Origin of the sequence: Saccharothrix sp. NRRL B-16348 (assembly GCF_001280085.1) — a bacterium.
Lineage (GTDB): Bacteria > Actinomycetota > Actinomycetes > Mycobacteriales > Pseudonocardiaceae > Actinosynnema.
In genome coordinates this window covers 1-19,794 of record NZ_LGED01000258.1, presented here as the reverse complement: position 1 = coordinate 19,794, position 19,794 = coordinate 1, and the positions used below count along the sequence as shown (strand labels likewise).

Here is a 19,794-nt window from a genome sequence, read left to right as displayed (position 1 = left end):
GGGAGTCGGCATGAGGACCACAGTGGGCTGGCAGGCCGACGGCGCCGGGATCGCGTTGCGGCGGATGTCGTTCGACCGTCGGGAACTGCGAGCCGACGACGTCGCGGTGCGGGTGGACTACTGCGGCGTCTGCCATTCCGATCTGCACGCCGTTCACGCCCGCACCGGCACGGCGAACGCGCCGTTGGTGCCGGGCCACGAGTTCACGGGGGTGGTGACCGACGTCGGGCGTGAGGTCACGCGATTCGCCGTCGGCGACGGGGTCGCCGTCGGCAACATCGTCGACTCCTGCGGCGTGTGCGTGATGTGCCGACAGGGGCAGGAGAACTTCTGCCACGAGTTCCCGACCCTGACCTACGGCGGCGCCGACCGCCGCGACGGAACCGTCACGCTGGGCGGTTACTCCCGCGAGTACGTCGTTCGCGACCGTTTCGCCTACTCGCTCCCCGCGGGCCTCGACCCCGCGGCCGCGGCTCCTCTCCTGTGCGCGGGGATCACCGTCTGGGAACCACTGCGGGCCCTCGGCGTCGGACCTGGCACTCGGGTCGCGGTCGCCGGACTCGGCGGTCTCGGGCACCTCGCGGTCAAGTTCGCCGTCGCACTCGGTGCCGACACCACCGTCATCAGCCGGTCGGCCGACAAGGCCGATGACGCCCGCCGCCTCGGCGCCCACGACCTGATCCTGTCCACGGACCAGCGACAGATGACCACCGCCCGGGACCGGTTCGACGTCGTCATCGACACCATCGCCGTCCCCCACGACGTCACCCCGTACCTGCGGCTGGTCGCCCTGGACGGGACCCTCAGCCACGTCGGGCACCTCGGACCGGTCACCGTGGAGACCACGGATCTGCTGATCGGGCGCAAGAAGCTCAGCTCCGCGGGCAGCGGCGGCAGCACCGGAACCGCCGCCATGCTGGAGTTCTGCGCCCGGCACGACATCACCGCCGACATCGAACTCGTGCCCTCGGCGCGCGTGAGCGAAGCCCTCGACCGCCTCGAGCGCAACGACGTCCGCTACCGCTTCGTGCTCGACATGTCCGACCTGTCGTAGGCCGCCACCTGCACAGATGCCGTCGCGGCACTAGTCCGGTCTGGGGAGGTGGACGCCGGCGGCGCGGAGCTTCGCCTCGAACAGCGCGGTCAGCCGTGCCGTGGCCGGTGTCCGCTCTTCGCCGTGGTGGGCGATCAGCGCGTACCGGGTCGCGGCGTCGGTGCCGGCGCGCAGGCCGATCACGGTCTTCAGCAACGCGGGGTCGGCGAGGTAGTGGTCGGCCACGGCGGTGGCGAGGTCGGCGATGCGGGGGTCGTCGGGGTCCCAGGCCGCGGCTTCGGCCGCGCGCCGGGTCAGGTCGACGAGCCGGGTGTCGTCGAGGGCCTGCCCGAAATCGGTGAGGTAGTCGTCGAAGCCGCCCGGGACCAGGGCCCTGGCCAGCACCCAGCCCTCCCTGGTGGCCGCCACCTCCGCCGCGGGGAACCCGAGGCCGCGCATCCGCTCCAGCAGCGCCACCGCGCGGTCGGGCAGCAGCGCCCGGTCCCCGTCGGCGAGCCGGTGCACGGTGTCCCGCCGCGCGGCCAGCTCCTCGATCCGCTCGGTGAGCTGCCGCTCGACGTCGGCGAGCGCGGCGGCGAACACCGCGGCGTCGGCGTCGAGCAGGGGCCCGATCCCGGCCAGCGGCACCCCGGCGGCGGCCAGCGTCCGGACCTGCACCAGCCGCAGCAGCTCGGCCGACCCGTACCGCCGGTAGCCGGAGCTGTCGCGCGCGGGCTCCTCGACCAAGCCGAGCTTGTGGTAGTGCCGCACCGTCTTCACCGTGACGCCGACGAAGGCCGCCGCCTGCCCGATCGTGACCCTGCTCGTCATCCGCTCAGCCTGCCCGACCGGCCTGCCCGCGGCGGAACACCTCGTCGACGAGCCGCTGCTGGGCGTTCCGGAACGCGGTCGCGATGGACAGGTCGGCGTCGTCCACGCAGTTCAGCGCGGCGGTCAGGATCCTGCTGCCGTCCGGTGTGCCGCACATCAGCGCCGCGTGGCCCACGGCGGCGCCGTGGTGGGCGATGACGGTGCCGTGGGCCGTGTTCAGCACGAACACGCCCAGGCCGTAGTCCATGTCGGGGATGCCCGTCGGGTGCGGCGCGCACATCTCGGCCAGCAGCGGCGCAGGCAGGAGTTCGCCGCCCAGCAGCGCGGACAGGAACGTGCGGAGGTCCCGGGTGGTCGAGATCATGTCGCCGCCGGCGGAGATCCAGGACGGGTTCTGGCGGGTGACGTCGACCGTCTTGGGTTCGCCGGCGTCCCCGTGCCGGTAGTAGGCGTGGGCGTGCGGTTCGGGGATCTCCGGCGAGGCGCCCGGCAGCACGGTGTCCGCCAGCCCGAGCGGGCCCAGGATCAGCCGGTGCGTCTCCTCGGCGGCCGAACGGCCGGTGACGTGCTCGATCAGCAGCCGGGCCAGCACGTAGTTGGTGTTGGAGTAGCTCCAGCCCGCACCCGGCTCGAACCGCGCCGGCTTGGACAACGCCAACTCGACCAGTTCCCGCGGGTGGTAGGTCCGGAACCGGTCGTCCAGCCACTCGTTGCCCGCGGTGCCGTACGGGATCGGGATCCCCGGCTCGATCGTCCCGTCCGCGCGGACCTCGCCGCTGAAGTTGAACAGCCCGCTGGTGTGCCGCAACAGCATCCGCACCGTGATCCGCTCGTCCAGCCCGAACCCGGGCAGGTAGTCCGCCGCCGGGTGGTCCAGCCCGACCCTGCCCTCGGCCACCAGCCGCAGCACCACCGTCGCGGTGAAGGTCTTGGTGCTGCTGCCGATCCGGACGTGCCCGTCGGTCGAAGGCTTCGCGGCGCCGCCCAGCTCGGCGGCCCCGGCGCTGCCGACCCAGCCGCCCCGCTCGTCGTGCACGCGCACGGACACCCCGAGGAAACCGGACTCGACGATCTCCTCCATCGCGTTCCGCAACTCCGGGCGATCGTGCCCGGCGGCGGTCGGACCGTCCTGAGTGGCGGCGTTGCGCGGGGTGCTCTTGTCCTGACCGGACTGCGTGACGGGCATGGTGGTCGCTCCTTCGGGTCGGCGTGTCGTGCCGCTGCGACGAGCGTCCACCCTGACCCCGGGTCAACCTCCTCCATGATCCAGGTCACACCGGCGCGCCCGGCCGGAACGCCTTGTCCCCCAAGCGAGCTACACGCAGCTGTCCACCGCACGGTGACGATCCGGGGCCGCCGGATCCGTAGCGTCCGTCCGGTCACGCGGCCGAACGGTCGCGAACCGGACGGAGGACAGTCGTCATGCGAGTGGTACTGCAGCTCTTGACCGTCGCCGCGGTCGCCCTGATCGGCAGCCAGGGCGTCGGCGCCGTGCAGGGGAACCCCTGGCTCACGCTGGTGATCGGTGTGGCGACGGCCGTGCTCGCCGTGCTCGCCTACGCGTGGGTGGTGCGGCGGACCGAGCGCCGCGAGCCCGTCGAGGTGGCCTTGAGCGGAGCCGCCGCCGCGACCGGTCGGGGACTGCTGATCGGCGTCCTGATGTGCGGGTCGGTCATCGCCAACATCGCGTGGCTCGGCGGCTACTCGATCGCCGGGTTCGGCTCGGCGACGGGCATGGTGGCGCTGTTCGGGTTCATGGCCGCCGCCGCCGTGACCGAGGAGCTGCTCTTCCGCGGCGTCCTGTTCCGGATCGTCGAGGAGCGCACCGGCACGTGGGTCGCGCTGCTGCTGAGCGGTGTCGTGTTCGGCCTGGCGCACATCCCCAACCCGAACGCGAGCCTCTGGGGCGCGACCGCCATCGCGATCGAGGCGGGCTTCATGCTCGCCGCCGCCTACGCCGCCACCCGCACCCTGTGGCTGCCGATCGGGCTGCACTTCGGCTGGAACTTCGCGCTCGGCGGCATCTTCGCCGCCGAGGTCTCGGGCAACGACACGACGGACGGCCTGCTGGACGCGACGCTGTCGGGCCCGACCCTGCTCACCGGCGGCGCGTTCGGCCCCGAGGCGAGCGGGTACGCCGTGGCGTTCGGCGCGGCGCTGACGGTCGTGTTCCTGTGGCTGGCCCGCCGTCGCGGGAACATCGTCCCGCGACGCCGCCGCGCGGACCGCGCCCCGGCGACCGCTACGCTCGCCGGGTGATCGACGTCCGCGCGGTTCAGGACCTGTGGCGGCGGTGCGACGTCGTGGTGCGGGACCTCCCGTTCGCCGTGCTGGTCGCCGCCACCGCGTTCCTGCCCGGGCTGAACAACTACGGCACGCAGCTCGGCGCCCTGCCGCACCGCCCGTTCGACGCGCTGACCGTCGTGGTGATCGCGCTCGAAGCCCTGCCGCTGGCCGTGCGCCGGCGGTGGCCGGCCGTCTGCCTCGTCCTGGTGTCGCTCGGCTTCGCCGTCGACCAGCTCCGCGGCTACCACACCGTCGCGGGCACCGCGCTCCCCATCGCGCTGATCAGCGCGGGCGCCCACCTGGAACGCCACCGGTGGACCACCGCCGCCCTGCTGTCCGCGGCGTACGTGCCGCTGGCGGTCGCGGTCGAACGGCTCGCGCCGGGCGAGGGCGTGGTCGGGCTCGTGACGTTCTACCTCACGCTGGCCATCGCGTGGGGCGTCGGGTCGTGGCTGCGGTTGTCGCGGGTGGCCGAGGTCGAACGCCGCCGCCACGTCGCCGAGACCACCCGCGCCGCCGAGCGCACGCGCATCGCGAGCGAGCTGCACGACGTCGTGACCCACCACGTGACCGCCATGGTCGTGCAGGCCGAGGCCGCGCGGTACCTGACCGCCGCCCCCGACCGCCTCGACCAGGCCCTGACCGCCGTCACGGACACCGGCCGCCGCGCGATCGGCGACCTGCGGCACCTGCTCGACCTCCTGAACCCCGACCACGACGCGGGCGCGCACGGCGTGGGCGAACTGCGCGCCCTCGTCGAGCGGACCCGGCTGGCCGGCCAGCCGGTCGAGTTCAGCCAGGAGGGCAGTCCGCCCGAGACGACCGGCAGCGCCGAGGCCGCGGCGTACCGGGTCGTGCAGGAGGCGCTGACGAACGCGCTCAAGCACGCGCACGGCAGCCCCACCGTCGTCCACGTCACGCACGGGACAGGAGAGATCACCGTGGAGGTGACCACGGAAGGCGCGGGCGGGAACGGGCGGTCACCCGGCGGGAGCGGGCGCGGCCTGACCGGGCTGCGCGAACGGGTCGGCGTGCTCGGCGGCCAGTTCGACGCGCGCCGGCGGCCGGGCGGCGGCTTCGTCGTCCAGGCCCGCATCCCCGCGGGCAGGCCGTCGTGACCGCCCCGCTCCGGGTCCTGGTCTGCGACGACCAGGCGCTCATCCGCACCGGGTTCGCGACGATCATCGACGCCCAGCCCGACCTGGAGGTGGTGGGCGAGTGCGGTGACGGGCGGACCGCCGTCGACCTCGCCGGCCGGTTGCGCCCGGACGTGGTCGTGATGGACGTGCGGATGCCGGTCCTCGACGGCATCCAGGCCACCCGCCTGCTGGCCGGCGCCGGCGTGGCGGATCCCGTCAAGGTGCTCGTGGTGACGACGTTCAACCTCGACGAGTACGTGTACGAGGCGCTGCGCGCGGGGGCCGGCGGGTTCCTGCTGAAGGACGCGCCGCCCGCCCAGCTGCTGCACGGGATCCGCACCGTCGCGAGCGGGGCGGCGCTGCTGGACCCCGAGGTGACGCGACAGCTCGTCGGCCGGTACGCCACGCGGATCCGGCCCGCCGAGGACGCCAGGGGCGACGTGCCCCTGGCGCCGCGCGAGCTGGAGGTGCTCCGCCTGATCGCCGACGGCCTCTCCAACAGCGAGATCGCCGCCACGCTGGTGATCAGCCACGAGACCGTGAAGACGTACGTGTCGCGCATCCTCACCAAGCTCGACCTGCGCGACCGCGTGCAGGCCGTGGTGTACGCCTACCGCCGCGGCCTGGTGACCTGACCGGTCACGGCTCCAGCAGCGCGGGCACCGAGGCGAACGTGTTGGGCACGACCTTGTCGCCGCGCTCCAGCTCGGTCGGGTCCACCGCGAGCCGGGCCCGCGGCGCGCGGGCCCGCAACGCGGAGAGCGCCGCCCGTGCCTCGATCCGCGCCAGGTGGTGGCCCAGGCAGTAGTGCACGCCGTGCCCGAACGCCGCGTGCCCCAGGGCCGCGTTGCCGTTCACGGGGGCGCGCGTCGGGTCGAACCGGTCCGCGGTCGGGCCGTGCACCAGCGGGTCGCGGCCGGCCGTGCCGAGGCCGATCATCACCACCGCGCCCTCCGGGATCACGCCGCCGGACAGCTCGATGTCGGCCGTGGCGCGGTAGTGCGGGGTGACGCGGACCGGGGGATCCCAGCGTGCCGCCTCCTCGACCGCCGCGCCCACGGTGTCGTCGTCCAGCGCGTCCCAGGCGCCCGGCGTGGACAGCAGGGCGACGGCGGCGTTGCCGATGAGGCCGGTCGTCGTCTCGTGGCCCGCGACGACGAGCAGGATCGCGGTGGTCAGCAGCTCCTCCGGCGTCAGCCGCTCGCCGTCGACCTGCGCCTGCACGAGGCCGCTGAGCAGCGCGTCGTCCGGCTTGTCCCGCTTGTACTCGATCAGGCCGGCCAGGTAGCCGAACATGGCGTCGGAGGCGGGCACGACCAGCTCGGGCCGTTCGGTCATCATCGCCGCGGTCCAGTGGTGCAGCTGGTCGCGGTCCTCGACGGGCACGCCGAGCAGGTCGCAGATCACCGCGAGCGGCAGCGGGAACGCCAGGCCCTCGATCAGGTCGGCGTCGTTCGGCAGCGCGGCGACCATCTCCCGCGCGGTCTTCTCCACCGCCGGCTGCAGGGCGTTGATGCGGCGCACCGTGAACGCCTGCGACACGAGCGCGCGCAGCCTGCGGTGGTGCGGCGGGTCGGTGTTGAGCATCGACGGGCCGATGATCCGCGACAGGTCGGTCGGCCTGCCCTTGCGCGCCAACTGGTCCTGCATCGCGGCGCGCAGCCCGGCGGCGTCCTTGGCCAGCCGGTCGTCGCCCAGCAGCACGCGGGTCGCCTCCAGGCCCATGGTGGTGACCAGGACTTCCAGGCCGTTGGGCAGCTCCGCGGGGTGCACGGGGCCGCGGCGGGCCAGCGCGTCCTCGTGGGCGTGGTGTTGCCATCCGCGCAGTGGGCCGCCGACGAGGGCCTGTCGGTCCGGGGCGAACTCCGCGGTCAGCTGCACGTCGTCTCCTCGTGGTGCGTCTGGGTTCTGCGGCGTCCACTTTCGTGTGAGCGCCGTAGGCCGCGCATCCACCGCTCTCCGTATTCCCGATGACAGCGTACGGAGATCGGTGGACGGGACCGCCTCATCGCGGATACGGAGGTGTATACGGAGGTTTGCTGATGCGGGGTCCCGCACGGGTGGGCGAAGCTGAGGGGCGTTCGGCACCCCGACGGCCGAACGCCCGTCGGGCGGGTCAGCCGCGTTGGTCACCGCCCGGCGTCCAAGGGGGATGGGGAGGGGCCGCACTCCGCGCGGCCCCTTTTCCCCTGAGGTCCGCCGCGGTCTGTCAGGCTTCCGCGGCGATCCGGTCCAGCACGCGGTGGAACACCCGGTCCAGCACGTCCGCCTCCTCGGCCGACAGCTCGTCGAACACGTACCGCCGGACGGTCTCCACGTGCCCCGGTGCGGCGGATTCGATCGCGGCACGGCCGGCGGGCGTGAGCCGCACCATCGAGCCGCGCGCGTCCTCGGCGCACTCCTCCCGCGTCACCAGCCCGCGCTTCTCCATCCGCCCGATCTGGTGGGACAGCCTGCTGCGCTCCCAGCCGACCAGCGCGCCCAGCTCCCGTGACCGCACGACACCGTCCGCGGCCTCCGACAGCGGCACGAGCAGCGCGTAGTCGGCGTTGGACAGTCCCGAGTCGCGCACCAGCTGCCGCTCCAACGCGCTGTGCAGCTCGCGGCCGACCGCCAGGTACGCCTGCCACACGCGCGCCTCCCGCTCGGTCAGCCATCGGGGTTCGCCCATGGACCTCACGCTAGCAACAATATGTTGACGTGTCATCAATGTCCGCGTAGATTGTTGACGTGTCCACAAAGGGAATGCAGCTCGGCGTCTACAGCTTCGGCGACCGGCACCGCGACCCGATCACGGGTGAGCAGGTCTCGGTCGCGGACAAGCTGGCGCAGACGCTGGAGCGGATCAAGCTGGCCGACGAGCTGGGGCTGGGCTTCTACGGGTTGGGTGAGCACCACCTCGCGGACTACTCGATCTCGAACCCCGGCACGGTCCTCGCCGCCGCCGCGAGCGTCACGTCGCGGATCACGTTGAGCAGCGCGGTCACCGTGCTCAGCACCGAGGACCCGGTGCGGGTGTACCAGCAGTTCACGACGCTCGACCAGCTCAGCCGGGGCCGGGCGGAGCTGCTGGCCGGGCGCGGGTCGTTCACCGAGTCGTTCCCGTTGTTCGGCGCGAGCCTGGAGGACTACGACGAGCTGTTCGAGGAGAAGCTGGCGCTGCTGCTGAAGCTGGACCGGGAAGACCCGATCACGTGGACCGGGAAGTTCCGCAGCCCGTTGCGGAACGCGCACGTCTATCCGAAGCCGTACGGGTCACGGCTGCGGATCTCCGTGGGCACCGGCGGCAACCCGGAGTCGTCGATCCGGGCCGGGCTGCTGGGGTTGCCGGTGGTGTACGCGGTCATCGGCGGCGAGCCGGAGCGGTTCGCGCCGCTGGTCGACCTGTACCGGCGCGCGGGCGAGGCAGGCGGGCAGGACCCCGAGGGGCTGAGCGTGACGATGAGCGCGATCGGCCTGGTCGCACGCCGGTCACAGGACGCCAAGGACGCGTTCTACCCGTACTGGCTGGAGACGATGAAGTACGGCTCGCGGGCGCGGGGCTGGCCCGTGCCGTCGCGGGCGGAGTACGACTCGTGGACGCGGGGCGCGCAGTCGATCTTCGCGGGCAGCCCGGAGGAGGTCGCGGAGCGCCTCATCTCGGTGGGCAGGCTCGTGAACGCCGACCGCTACGCCCTGCAGATGGACTGGTCCGGCGTGCCGCACGAGCTCGTGATGGAGGCGATCGAACTGCTCGGCACCGAGGTGATGCCGTTGGTGCGCAAGGAACTCGGTGAGTCCACTGTGGAGTGACAGACCACGTACCCGGTGTCGTTACAGGATGTGACACCACCCACTCGTGGTCACGTGGGGGCGACGGGCAGGTGAATCCCCGGTAAAGTCGCAGGTCGGCTTTTCTTGGAGGACTTCACAGTGCGACTTCGTTCCCTCGGTGCCCGTCGGTGACCATCGCCCCCGACACCGCATTGCCCACGCTGACCGACACGCCGGCGCTGTTCCGCGCCGGCGTCGCCGCGCCTGAGCGCACCCTCGTCGCGATCCTCGCCGACACCGCGCGCCGGCACCCGCACTCCCCCGCGCTGGACGACGGCACGACCTCGTTGACCTACCGGGAACTCCTGGACGTGGTCGACGCGCGGAGCCGTGAGCTGGCGGCGGCCGGCATCGGTGTCGGCGACCGGGTCGGCATCAGGGTCCCGTCCGGGACCGTCGACCTGTACGTGGCGGTGCTGGCCGTCCTCACCGCCGGCGCGGCGTACGTGCCCGTCGACGCCGACGACCCGGACGAGCGCGCGGAACTCGTGTTCACCGAAGCCGGCGTGTGCGCGGTCATCACCGGGGAACTCGAAATGCGCGGCACGCCCATGGGGCTCGTCGGCGCTCCCGGCCCGGACGACGACGCGTGGATCATCTTCACGTCCGGCTCCACGGGCAAGCCGAAGGGTGTCGCGGTCTCGCACCGGTCCGCCGCCGCGTTCGTGGACGCCGAGGCCCGCCTGTTCCTCCCGGACGACCCGATCGGCCCGGACGACCGCGTGCTCGCGGGCCTGTCCGTCGCGTTCGACGCCTCGTGCGAGGAGATGTGGCTCGCCTGGCGGCACGGCGCGTGCCTGGTCCCCGCGCCGCGCGCGCTGGTCCGCACGGGTTTCGACCTGGGACCGTGGCTGGTCGAGCGCGAGGTCACCGTCGTGTCGACGGTGCCGACGCTGGCCGCGCTGTGGCCGGTGGACGCGCTGGACGACGTGCGCCTGCTCATCTTCGGCGGCGAGGCGTGCCCGCCGGAGCTGGCCGAACGGCTCGCCGTCGACGGCCGCGAGGTCTGGAACACCTACGGCCCGACCGAGGCGACCGTCGTGGCGTGCGCGGCACGGCTCACCGGTGACGGCCCGGTGCGGATCGGGCTGCCCCTGGACGGCTGGGAACTGGTCGTGGTCGACGCGACCGGCACCCCGGTGCCCATGGGCGAGTCCGGGGAGCTGGTCATCGGCGGCGTCGGCCTGGCCCGCTACCTCGACCCCGCCAAGGACGCCGAGAAGTTCGCGCCGCTGCCCGCGATGGGCTGGGACCGCGCCTACCGCAGCGGCGACCTCGTCCGCGCCGAGCCCGAGGGCCTGCTGTTCCTCGGCCGGGCGGACGAGCAGGTCAAGCTGGGTGGCCGGCGGATCGAGCTGGGCGAGGTCGACGCGGCGCTGCAGGCGCTGCCGGACGTCGCGGGCGCCGCCGCGGCCGTGCGCGCCACCAAGGCGGGCAACCAGGTGCTGGTCGGGTACGTGGTCGCGGGCGAGGGCTTCGACCAGGCCGACGCGCTGGCCCGGCTGCGGACCGCGTTGCCCGCGGCGCTCGTGCCCCTGCTCGCCGTCGTCGACACCCTGCCCACCCGCACGTCCGGCAAGGTCGACCGGGCCGCGCTGCCGTGGCCGCTGCCCGACCTGGACACCGCGGCGCCGGTCGGGCAGCTCACCGCCACCGAGCAGTGGCTGGCCGAGCAGTGGTCGGAGCTGCTGGGTTCCCGGGTCGCCGGCCCCGAGGCGGACTTCTTCGCCCACGGCGGCGGCAGCCTCGCCGCGGCCCAGCTGGTCTCCACGATCCGGACCCGCTACCCCAGCGGTTCGGTCAACGACGTCTACCAGCACCCCACGCTGCGCGCGCTGGCCGCGCGGCTGGACGAGCTGGGCGGCCACCAGGGCGTCACGCGCGAGATCGCGCCGACGCCGCGGCGGACCGGCCTGCTCCAGTCGCTGCTGCTGGTGCCGTTGATGGGCCTGGTCGGCCTGCGGTGGTCCGTGGGGCTGGCCGCGGTCGGCACCGTCGTCGGCTTCACCGCGCCGGTGTCGTGGTGGTGGATCGCCGCGGGGTGGCTGGCGTTCGTCAGCCCTCCCGGCAAGGTCGTGATCGCGGCGGGTGGCGCGCGGCTGCTGCTGCGCGGCCTGCGCCCCGGCACGTACCCGCGCGGCGGCGGCGTGCACCTGCGGCTGTGGACCGCCGAACGGCTCGCCGAGTTCAGCGGCGCGACGGACCTGGCCGGGTCCTGGCTCACGCACTACGCCCGCGCGCTGGGCGTGCGGATCGGCCCGGACGTCGACCTGCACTCCGCGCCGCCGGTGACCGGCATGCTCAAGCTCGGCAAGGGCTGCGCGATCGAGCCCGAGGTCGACCTGTCCGGGCACTGGGTGGACGGCGACCGGCTGCACGTCGGCCGCCTCCGGGTCGGCGCGGGCGCGGTGGTCGGCGCCCGCAGCACCCTGTTCCCCGGCGCGCGGGTCGGCAAGCGGGCGGAGGTCGCGCCCGGTTCGGGGGTGACCGGCTCCGTGCCCACCGGCCAGCGCTGGGCCGGTGTGCCGGCGCAACGGCACGGCAAGGCGGCCCGGCCGGGTCCGCGCCCGCCGCGGTCGACGTGGTGGCGGCTCGTCTACGCGGTGACGACGTCGGCGCTGGGCCTGCTGCCGGTGGCGGCGGCCGTGGCGCCCGTGCTGCTGATCGCGCGCGAGCCGTTGACGCCGGGCTCGGCGCTGCTCGCGGTGCCGTTGGCGACGGTGGCGTGGCTGGGCTCGTACGCGCTGCTGGTGCTCGTGTCCGTGCGGCTGCTCGGCCTCGGGCTGCGGGCCGGGACCTACCCGGTGCACAGCCGGATCGCCTGGCAGGCGTGGACCACCGAACGGCTCATGAACACCGCCCGGGTCGTGCTGTTCCCGCTGTACGCGAGCCTGCTCACGCCGGTGTGGCTGCGTGCCCTCGGGATGAAGGTCGGCCGCCGGGTCGAGGCGTCGACCGTGCTCGCGCTGCCGAAGATGACCACGATCGGCGACGGCGCGTTCCTCGCCGACGACACCATGGTCGCCACCTACGAGCTGGGCGGCGGCTGGTTGCGCATCGCCTCGGCACGGGTCGGCAAGCAGGCGTTCCTGGGCAACTCGGGCATGACCGCGCCGGGCCGTTCGGTGCCGAACCGCGGCCTCGTCGGCGTGTTGTCCTCGACGCCGAAGCACGCCAAGGCGGGCAGCTCGTACTTGGGGATGCCGCCGATGAAGCTGCCGCGCGCGGTGGAGTCCGGCGACCAGAGCCGCACGTTCGACCCGCCGCGACGGCTGGTCGTGGCACGCGCGCTGGTCGAGCTGTGCCGGATCGTGCCGGTGATGTGCCACGTGGCGCTGGTCGTCGGCGTGCTGTTCACCCTGCGGGCGGTGATGTCGTCCTGGGCGTGGCCGCTGCTGGCCGGGCCGGTGCTGCTCGCGGCGGGCGTGCCGGCGTGCGCGGTGTCGGCGGCGGCGAAGTGGCTGCTGGTGGGCCGGTTCCGGGCGCGGGAGCACCCGCTGTGGAGCGGGTTCGTGTGGCGCAACGAGCTGGCGGACACGTTCGTCGAGGTGCTGGCGGTGCCGTGGCTGGTCGGTCGGGCCGGCGGGTCGCCGGTGATGGCGGTGTGGCTGCGGTCGCTGGGCGCGCGGATCGGGCGCGGCACGTGGGTCGAGTCGTACTGGTTCCCCGAGTCGGACCTGGTGCGGCTGGGCGACGGCGCGACCGTGAACCGGGGGTGCGTGGTGCAGACCCACCTGTTCCATGATCGGATCCTCCGCATGGACGAGGTGGAGTTGGCGGACGGGGCCACGCTCGGCCCGCACGGGATCGTGCTGCCGGGCGCGACGGTCGGGGCGCACGCGACCGTGGGCCCGGCGTCGTTGGTGATGCGCGGCGAGCACGTGCCCGAGGGCACGCGCTGGCTGGGCAACCCGATCTCCGCCTGGCGATGACCGGCCCGTACCTGCCCGACCACGGCGACGGCGGCTACCGGGTCGCGCACTACGACCTGGAGCTGGACTACAAGCCGCACACCGGGCGGCTGGCCGGGCGGGCGACGCTGTCCGCCGTCGCGGCCGGACCGTGCGCGCGGGTGGTGCTGGACTTCGGCACGCTGACCGTGAACCGGGTGCTGGTGGACGGCCGACCCGCGCGGCACGTCCACGGCGGCGGCAAGCTGCGCGTCCGACCCGCACGGCCGGTCGACGGACCGTTCACCGTCGAGGTGCGGTACTCGGGGGTCGCCCGCCCGGTCCGCTCCCGGCACTGGGGCGAGCTGGGCTGGGACCAGCTCGCCGACGGCGCGCTGGTGGCGAGCCAGCCGATCGGCGCGCCGTCCTGGTTCCCGTGCAACGACCTGGTGCGGGACAAGGCGACCTACCGCGTCGCCGTCACCGCGCCGTCGCCGTACACGGTGCTGGCGAACGGGGTGCCCGTCGACCGGCGCACCGGCGGCAGCAGCACGACGTGGGTCTACGAGCAGGCCGAGCCGATGGCGACCTACCTGGCGTCGGTGCAGATCGGCCTGTACGAACGGCTGCCGCTGGCCGAGGGCCAGGACGTGGCCACGCCCGCGCGGCTGCTCCGGGCCGCCCGGCACGACTTCGCCCGCCAGCCGCGGATGATGGCCGTGTTCGAGGAGCTGTTCGGCCCCTACCCGTTCCGGACCTACCAGGTCGTGGTGACCGACGACGAGCTGGAGGTGCCGGTCGAGGCGCAGGGCATGTCGGTGTTCGGCGCGAACCACGTGGACGGGCGGCGCGGGCACGAGCGGCTGGTCGCGCACGAGTTGGCGCACCAGTGGTTCGGCAACAGCGTCGGCCTGGCCGACTGGCGCGACATCTGGCTGAACGAGGGTTTCGCCTGCTACGCGGAGTGGCTGTGGTCCGAGCGGTCCGGCGGCCCCGCCGCCCACGCGCACGCCGCGCGGGCACACGCCCGCCTGGCCCGGCTGCCGCAGGACCTCCGGATCGGCGACCCCGGCGTGGCGAACCTGTTCGACGACCGGGTCTACCAGCGGGGCGCGCTGACCGTGCACGGGCTGCGGACCCGTCTGGGTGACGCGGCGTTCTTCGGCGTCCTCCGCGAATGGACGGACACGCACCGCCACGGCACCGCGACGACGGGCGACTTCGTGGCACTGGCGCAGCGGCACTCCCCTGAGCCGCTGACCGCGTTCTTCCGCGCCTGGCTGGCCGAGCCACGCCTGCCCGCGGTGTGACGCAGGACACGCAGCACTCGCCGCCCGGCGGCCTCATCCCTGGCATGACGGAAGCTTCGACGGAGTCGATCGGGGTGGGGGCGCCGGGCGGTGTCCCGGGGGGTCGGTCCGCCTCCCGAGTCGGACGCCGACCTGTGGGACGCCATCGCGGGCGACGGGCCGGCGGCGCACGCGGCGTTCACCGACTTGTTCCAGCGGCACGCCGAGGCGGTGTGGAACTACGCCTACCGGCTCACGGCGTCGTGGGCGCAGGCCGACGACCTGCTGTCGACCGCGTTCCTCAACGCCTGGCGCACCCGTGGCCGAGCGGTGCTGACACGCGACTCCGCGCGGCCGTGGCTGTTCACCGTCACGGCCCGGCTCGCCCGCGACGAGCGCCGCGCCGGCGCACGGCCGGCCGCGTTGCGGCAACGGCTGTCCCGCACGTCCGCCGAACGCGACCACGCCGACGCCATCGTGGACGGCGACTTCGCCGAACGCCGCCTGCGCCGCGTGGTCCGCGCGGTCGACCGCCTGCCCGACGGGGTGCGCGCCGCCGCGCTCACCCGCCTGCAAGCCGGCTTCGCCGCCCCTCCTCCGCGTCGCCTTCCGCTGAAGGTCGCCGCCGCGGTGGCCGTGGTCGCCGCGACGACCCTGGCCGTGCTGCTCACCGATGGCGGTGACCCGGGCCCGGCGACCGCACCGATCCCGGCGGAGCACCCCCGAACTGCGCCACCAGGACCCGGCCTCCTTCTACGACCTGCGCACGGGCTCCGCCGCGGACGACGCGGAGGACCGCTGCCGGGCCGGGACGAGCACGGCCGAGCGCTGGACCCCGATCGCCACGGCGTCCCGGCGCCGGGTGGCCCTGACGGCGTTCGAGACGCCTGCGGGGATCGTGTTCTGCGAGACGACGCCCCTTTCGGTCACCGTGTCGTCGCCGCAGCCCGATCCCGGTGCGCTCGCCATCGCGTTCACCACGGCCGGCGGGTCGATGGCGGGGTTCAACGACGTCGATCCCCGTTCGTTCCGGCTCGTCGCACCCCGGGACCCGAACCGGGGCGGCCTCGCGGCGCGAGTCGGCCGGGTGTTCCTGATGCCCGCCGGTCTCGTCTCGGACGGGGTCGTCGCCGAACCGGAGGTGACCACCTCGGCCGAGCTCGTGCAGAGGTTCGACCTGGCCACGCCACCGCCGTCCCCCGCGGTGGTCGACCGGCCGGTCACGCCCGAGGACCGTGCGAGCGCCGAGGGACGCAGGCTGGGCGAGTGCCTCGCCGGCCAGCCCGAGCCGATCGTCGACCCCTCCGCGTGGCGGGCGGGGCGGACCGCCGACCTCACCGCGACCGAGTCCGTCCAACTGGGCCACTACGAGGACCTGCTGCTGCTGTGCCGGGAGAACCGGACCGTCTCGGTGTACGACTTCCGGCGGCCCGACGGCACGCAGTGGGCCGGCGCGACCCTGCGCGGGGTGCGGGTCTTCGACCGGTTCGGCGACACGGCCGGCGGCGAGGCCACGTACGGCACGTCGATGACCGAAGCCGTGATCGCGGAGGTCACCGACGCGCGGGTGGCGAGCGTGACCGCGGTCAGCCCGGGCCGGCCGGAGGTCACGGCCGAACCGGTGGCGGGCTCGGTGGTCCTGCCCGGCATCGAGTTCACCACCACTGAGCTGCGGATCGTCGCGCGGGACGCGTCCGGGAACGTGCTGGAGGAACTCACGCACCGGTACTGAACCGTGCTTCGATCACGGCAGAACGGGTAGGTGACCGTTATGCCCGGTCGAGTAGCGGTGTTCGCGCCGTCGCCTGAGTTGACGGTGACGGTGGAAGAGCTGGATGGCACGCCCGACATCCACATCCACGCCGGAGGGCAAGGGGTGTGGATGTCGCGCATGATCGAGTCGTTGGGCGCCGAGGTGGTGCTGTGCTCGGCGTTGGGCGGTGAGACCGGGCAGGTGCTGCGGCACCTGATCGGGGTCGAGCTGAAGGCGCGTGACGTCGCCGCCCGCAACGGCGGTTACGTGCACGACCGGCGTGCCGGAGGCCGCGACCAGGTGGTGCGGATGCCCGCCGACGCGCTGTCCCGCCACGAGCTCGACGACCTGTACGAGATGACGCTGATCGAGGCGCTGGACGCGGGCGTCGCCGTGCTCAGCGGACCCGCCGAGGAGGACACCCCGGTGCCCGACTCCGTCTACGAACGCCTCGCCAAGGACCTCGGCGGGAACGGCTGCCGCGTGGTCGTGGACCTGTCCGGCGAACGGCTGGCCGCCGCGCTCGCGGGCGGGCCCGCGGTGGTGAAGGTCAGCCACGAGGAGCTGGTGTCGGACGGGCTCGCCGCCTCCGACTCGCTGCCCGACCTGGTCGAGGGCTGCCGGCGGGTCGCCGAGTCCGGCGCGAGCGCGGTCGTGGTGTCCCGGGCCGCCGAGGAGACGCTGGCGTGGCTCGACGGCACGCACTACCTGGTGGAGGTGCCCGAGCTGAGTCCGGTCGACACGCGGGGCGGCGGCGACTCGATGACCGCCGGACTGGCCGCGGGCCTCGCGCTCGGCCGGTCGCTGGAGGAGTCGCTGAAGCTCGGCGCGGCGGCGGGCGCGGTCAACGTGACCCGGCACGGGCTCGGCACCGGCAGCGGTGACGTGGTGCGCGGACTGGTCGACCGGGTGCGGCTGCGCCCGTGGGAGGACGCATGAGGGTGCTCATCACCAACGACGACGGCATCGACTCGCCGGGGCTGGCCGCCCTGGCGCGCGGCGCGGTGGCGCACGGCTGGACGACCGTGGTCGCCGCGCCCGCCCGCGAGTCCAGCGGCACGAGCGCGGGCCTGACCGCCGCCGAGGACGACCGGCACGTGCGAGTCGAGCGGCGTGAGCTGCCCGGACTGGCGGACGTGCCGGGTTACGCGGTCTCCGCGCACCCCGCCTTCATCGTGCTGGTCGCGTCCCAGGGCGCGTTCGGCGACCCGCCGGACGTCGTGCTGTCCGGCGTGAACCGCGGCGCGAACGTCGGCCGCGCGGTGCTGCACTCCGGCACCGTCGGCGCGGCCCTGACCGCCGCCATCAACGGCGCGCGTGCCATGGCGGTGTCCCTGGACGTGGGGCTGGAGCTGGACCTCCCGCACCACTGGGACACCGCGGTCACGGTGGCTTCGACGTTGTTCGACCTGGTCGCGGCCCTGCCGGCCGGCGCGGTGCTCAACCTGAACGTGCCCAACCGGGCCGAGGTGGGCGAGCCGAAGCGGGCCTCGCTCGCCGAGTTCGGCACCGTCCGGACCAGGATCAAGGACACCGACGACGGCACGATCGGCCTCGCCGCCGTCCTGGTCGAGGACGACCTGGAGCCCGGCACCGACGCGGCGCTGCTGGCCGAGGGCCGACCGACCGTCACCCCGTTGCGCTCGGTCGGCGAGGACCCGGCCGTCGAGGTCCCGTTCGAGTCGTCCTAGCCGTCACCGGTCGTCCTCCACGCGCTCCGCCGCGGGCTGCTCGGACTGCTCGCCGTCCGACCGGCCCAACGCGTCCTCCGCGCCGTTGACCAGGTCGGGACCGCCCCACTGACGGCCCTCGGACTGGCCGAGTCTGTGCTTGCCCATGGTGTGACCTCCCTCGATCCCCGGGTTGGTACCCACTGACCGAGGGATTCACACCCGGAAAAGCCGGTGGCCTACCCCGAGTGAGGTAGGCCACGGCGACGGAACGTGATCAGCGGGTGGTTGTCAGCCATGCCGTTCCCGATGTGGAAGCTCGGGTGCGGCGGCTGGTTGTAGGCCGTGTTCTGCCACGCGATGGCGACGCGGTACATGGTGTCGTGCATCAGCGTCGGGATCCGGCGGTCGGTCTGGTTGGGGGTGGAGTAGATCCGCAGGGCGGAGTTGTCCGAGGTGCGCCAGACGACTTCCTCGCGCCAGTCACCGAACAGGTCGGCGCTCAGCGCGGGTGTGGCCTTGGTGCCGTTGTTGGAGGCCACGTTGGAGCCGGTGAGCAGGCGGGTGTCGCCGCCGGTGCCGTACTTGTCGATCCGGGTCTGGTCGAGCAGCTCGCGCGACGGGTCGCCGTCCCACCAGATCAGGAAGTTCGCCGAGGACGGCTTGCGGCCGACGTTCGTGCCGCTCGGGCTGCGCAGGTTCGCGTCCGCCGACGACCACGACTCCGCGCCGGGGCTGCCCGGGTGGATGTCACCCGACACGCCACGACCGTTGTCGCTGCCCGACGCGGTGGTCCACAGCCGTTGCCCGGTGCGGGCGTCGGCGAACCACGAACCCGGCTTCGACGTGTCCTCGGAGACCTTGAAGTACTCCAGGCCCGGACGTGACGGGTCCAGATCGCCCACGTGCCCGGCGTCGCCGTGCCCGAGACCCGTGGTCCACAAACCCCGACCGTTGTCGTCGATCGTGGCCGCGCCGTAGACGATCTCGTCCCGACCGTCCTGGTCCACGTCGGCGATGCTCAACGAGTGGTTGCCCTGCCCCGCGTACCCCGAGTTGCCCGAGGCGTTGGAGTCGAACGTCCACCGCTTCGTCAACGCCCCGTTGCGGAAGTCCCACGCCGCGACCACCGCACGCGTGTAGTACCCACGCGCCATGATCAACGACGGCCGGGCGCCGTCCAGGTACGCCGTGCCCGCCAGGAACCGGTCCACCCGGTTGCCGTAGCTGTCACCCCACGACGACACGGTTCCGCGCGGCGGGTCGTAGTTCACCGTCGACAACGCCGCACCCGTCCGACCGTCGAACATGGTCAGGAACTCCGGCCCGGCGAGGATGTAACCGGACGAGTTGCGGTGGTCCGCCGACGCGTTCCCGATCACCTGACCGGTGCCCGACCGCGTACCGTCCGCGGTCTTCATCGCCACCTCGGCCCGACCGTCACCGTCGAAGTCGTACACCTGGAACTGCGTGTAATGCGCACCCGCCCGGATGTTCCGACCCAGGTCGATCCGCCACAACCGGGTGCCCTGCAAGGTGTAGGCGTCGATGAAGACGTTCCCGGTCACGCCCGACTGCGAGTTGTCCTTGGCGTTGTCCGGATCCCACTTGAGCACGAACTCGTAGTCGCCGTCACCGTCCAGGTCGCCCACGCTCGCGTCGTTCGCGACGTAGGTGGAGCCCGGCGACTGGATCGGCACGTCCCGGTAACCGGAGCCGAACGCCAGCGACACCGGGGACGCCGGCTGTTCGGCTCCGTTCACCACGGCGCGCACGGTGTAGGAGGCGTCCGCCGCCGCGCCGTTGTCCAGGTAGTTCGTGGAGGCCGTGATGGGCGAGGCGTTGACCTTCGTCGCGCCCCGGTAGACGTTGAACGCCACGTTCTGCGGGTCACCGCCGAGCAGCCGCCAGCTGACCAGGTTGCCGCTGCCCGACCGCACGCTGATCACACCGCGGTCCAGCCGCTCGACCTGCTTGCGGCCCGTCGGGTCGGACGGGCCGGGGCCGGGCGTCGTGGTCGTCGTCGTGGTGGTTGTGGTTGTCGTGGTGGTGGTCGACGTGGTGGTTGTCGTCGTCGTGGGGTCGACGCC

General features: G+C 73.5%; 16 protein-coding genes and 1 pseudogene. 11 read left to right on the top strand and 6 right to left on the bottom strand.

What is annotated here, in order from left to right:
• The first annotated feature begins 10 nt into the window (after positions 1–10).
• Positions 11–1,054, top strand: a complete 1,044-nt coding sequence (locus ADK67_RS42760) for an NAD(P)-dependent alcohol dehydrogenase (RefSeq protein ID WP_053722328.1) — start codon at positions 11–13, stop codon at positions 1,052–1,054.
• 30 nt (positions 1,055–1,084) lie between these two features.
• Here ADK67_RS42760 and ADK67_RS42755 read toward each other — a convergent pair whose 3' ends face one another.
• Entirely contained in the window at positions 1,085–1,864 is a 780-nt protein-coding gene (locus ADK67_RS42755; RefSeq protein ID WP_053722327.1) for a MerR family transcriptional regulator, read from the bottom strand.
• Positions 1,865–1,868: 4 nt separating this feature from the next.
• Positions 1,869–3,050 (bottom strand): serine hydrolase domain-containing protein, encoded by a 1,182-nt coding sequence (locus ADK67_RS42750; RefSeq protein ID WP_082404700.1) that lies wholly within the window; start codon positions 3,048–3,050, stop codon positions 1,869–1,871.
• A gap of 236 nt (positions 3,051–3,286) precedes the next feature.
• Between ADK67_RS42750 and ADK67_RS42745 the strand changes: the two genes are divergently transcribed.
• Genes ADK67_RS42745 through ADK67_RS42735 form a run of 3 tightly spaced genes read left to right on the top strand, consistent with a single transcriptional unit; the run spans position 3,287 to position 5,924 of the window.
• Positions 3,287–4,123: a CPBP family intramembrane glutamic endopeptidase gene (locus tag ADK67_RS42745; protein WP_053722326.1), complete on the top strand. Its 837-nt coding sequence runs from the start codon at positions 3,287–3,289 to the stop codon at positions 4,121–4,123.
• Positions 4,120–5,268: a sensor histidine kinase gene (locus ADK67_RS42740; protein WP_053722325.1), complete on the top strand. Its 1,149-nt coding sequence runs from the start codon at positions 4,120–4,122 to the stop codon at positions 5,266–5,268. Before ADK67_RS42745 ends, ADK67_RS42740 begins: the two co-directional genes overlap by 4 nt.
• On the top strand, positions 5,265–5,924 hold the full coding sequence (locus tag ADK67_RS42735; RefSeq protein WP_053722324.1) for a response regulator: 660 nt from the start codon (positions 5,265–5,267) through the stop codon (positions 5,922–5,924). The genes ADK67_RS42740 and ADK67_RS42735 overlap by 4 nt, the downstream gene beginning before the upstream one ends.
• Positions 5,925–5,928: 4 nt before the next feature.
• Here the strand turns inward: ADK67_RS42735 and ADK67_RS42730 are convergent, their stop codons facing one another.
• Together ADK67_RS42730 and ADK67_RS42725 are read right to left on the bottom strand one after the other, a co-directional pair.
• Positions 5,929–7,170, bottom strand: coding sequence for a cytochrome P450 (locus ADK67_RS42730; RefSeq protein ID WP_053722323.1), 1,242 nt, complete (start codon positions 7,168–7,170; stop codon positions 5,929–5,931).
• Positions 7,171–7,498: 328 nt separating this feature from the next.
• Positions 7,499–7,960, bottom strand: coding sequence for a MarR family winged helix-turn-helix transcriptional regulator (locus ADK67_RS42725; protein ID WP_053722322.1), 462 nt, complete (start codon positions 7,958–7,960; stop codon positions 7,499–7,501).
• Positions 7,961–8,034: 74 nt separating this feature from the next.
• Between ADK67_RS42725 and ADK67_RS42720 the strand changes: the two genes are divergently transcribed.
• The 7 genes and pseudogenes from ADK67_RS42720 to surE all read left to right on the top strand — a co-directional run bounded on the left by ADK67_RS42720 (position 8,035) and on the right by surE (position 17,725).
• Positions 8,035–9,081 carry an LLM class flavin-dependent oxidoreductase gene (locus ADK67_RS42720; protein ID WP_053722321.1) on the top strand — a complete coding sequence of 349 codons (1,047 nt, stop codon included), beginning with the start codon at positions 8,035–8,037 and terminating at the stop codon, positions 9,079–9,081.
• A gap of 149 nt (positions 9,082–9,230) precedes the next feature.
• Complete coding sequence (locus tag ADK67_RS42715) at positions 9,231–13,034, top strand: Pls/PosA family non-ribosomal peptide synthetase (RefSeq protein ID WP_053722320.1); 3,804 nt, start codon at positions 9,231–9,233, stop codon at positions 13,032–13,034.
• Positions 13,031–14,302, top strand: a complete 1,272-nt coding sequence (locus tag ADK67_RS42710) for a M1 family metallopeptidase (RefSeq protein ID WP_053722319.1) — start codon at positions 13,031–13,033, stop codon at positions 14,300–14,302. The genes ADK67_RS42715 and ADK67_RS42710 overlap by 4 nt, the downstream gene beginning before the upstream one ends.
• A 90-nt stretch (positions 14,303–14,392) precedes the next feature.
• Positions 14,393–14,680: pseudogene (locus ADK67_RS54940) on the top strand (RNA polymerase sigma factor); the annotation flags it as partial.
• A 274-nt stretch (positions 14,681–14,954) separates the two neighbouring features.
• Positions 14,955–16,013, top strand: a complete 1,059-nt coding sequence (locus ADK67_RS54365; protein WP_053722317.1) for a hypothetical protein — start codon at positions 14,955–14,957, stop codon at positions 16,011–16,013.
• A 39-nt stretch (positions 16,014–16,052) separates the two neighbouring features.
• Positions 16,053–16,973 carry a PfkB family carbohydrate kinase gene (locus tag ADK67_RS42695; protein ID WP_053722316.1) on the top strand — a complete coding sequence of 307 codons (921 nt, stop codon included), beginning with the start codon at positions 16,053–16,055 and terminating at the stop codon, positions 16,971–16,973.
• Complete coding sequence (gene surE, locus ADK67_RS42690; protein WP_053722315.1) at positions 16,970–17,725, top strand: 5'/3'-nucleotidase SurE; 756 nt, start codon at positions 16,970–16,972, stop codon at positions 17,723–17,725. Before ADK67_RS42695 ends, surE begins: the two co-directional genes overlap by 4 nt.
• 3 nt (positions 17,726–17,728) lie before the next feature.
• Here the strand turns inward: surE and ADK67_RS51855 are convergent, their stop codons facing one another.
• Both ADK67_RS51855 and ADK67_RS42685 read right to left on the bottom strand, forming a co-directional pair.
• Complete coding sequence (locus tag ADK67_RS51855) at positions 17,729–17,872, bottom strand: hypothetical protein (protein WP_157621557.1); 144 nt, start codon at positions 17,870–17,872, stop codon at positions 17,729–17,731.
• A 71-nt stretch (positions 17,873–17,943) separates the two neighbouring features.
• The coding region (locus ADK67_RS42685) for a rhamnogalacturonan lyase (protein ID WP_053722314.1) at positions 17,944–19,794 on the bottom strand (1,851 nt) is incomplete at its 5' end.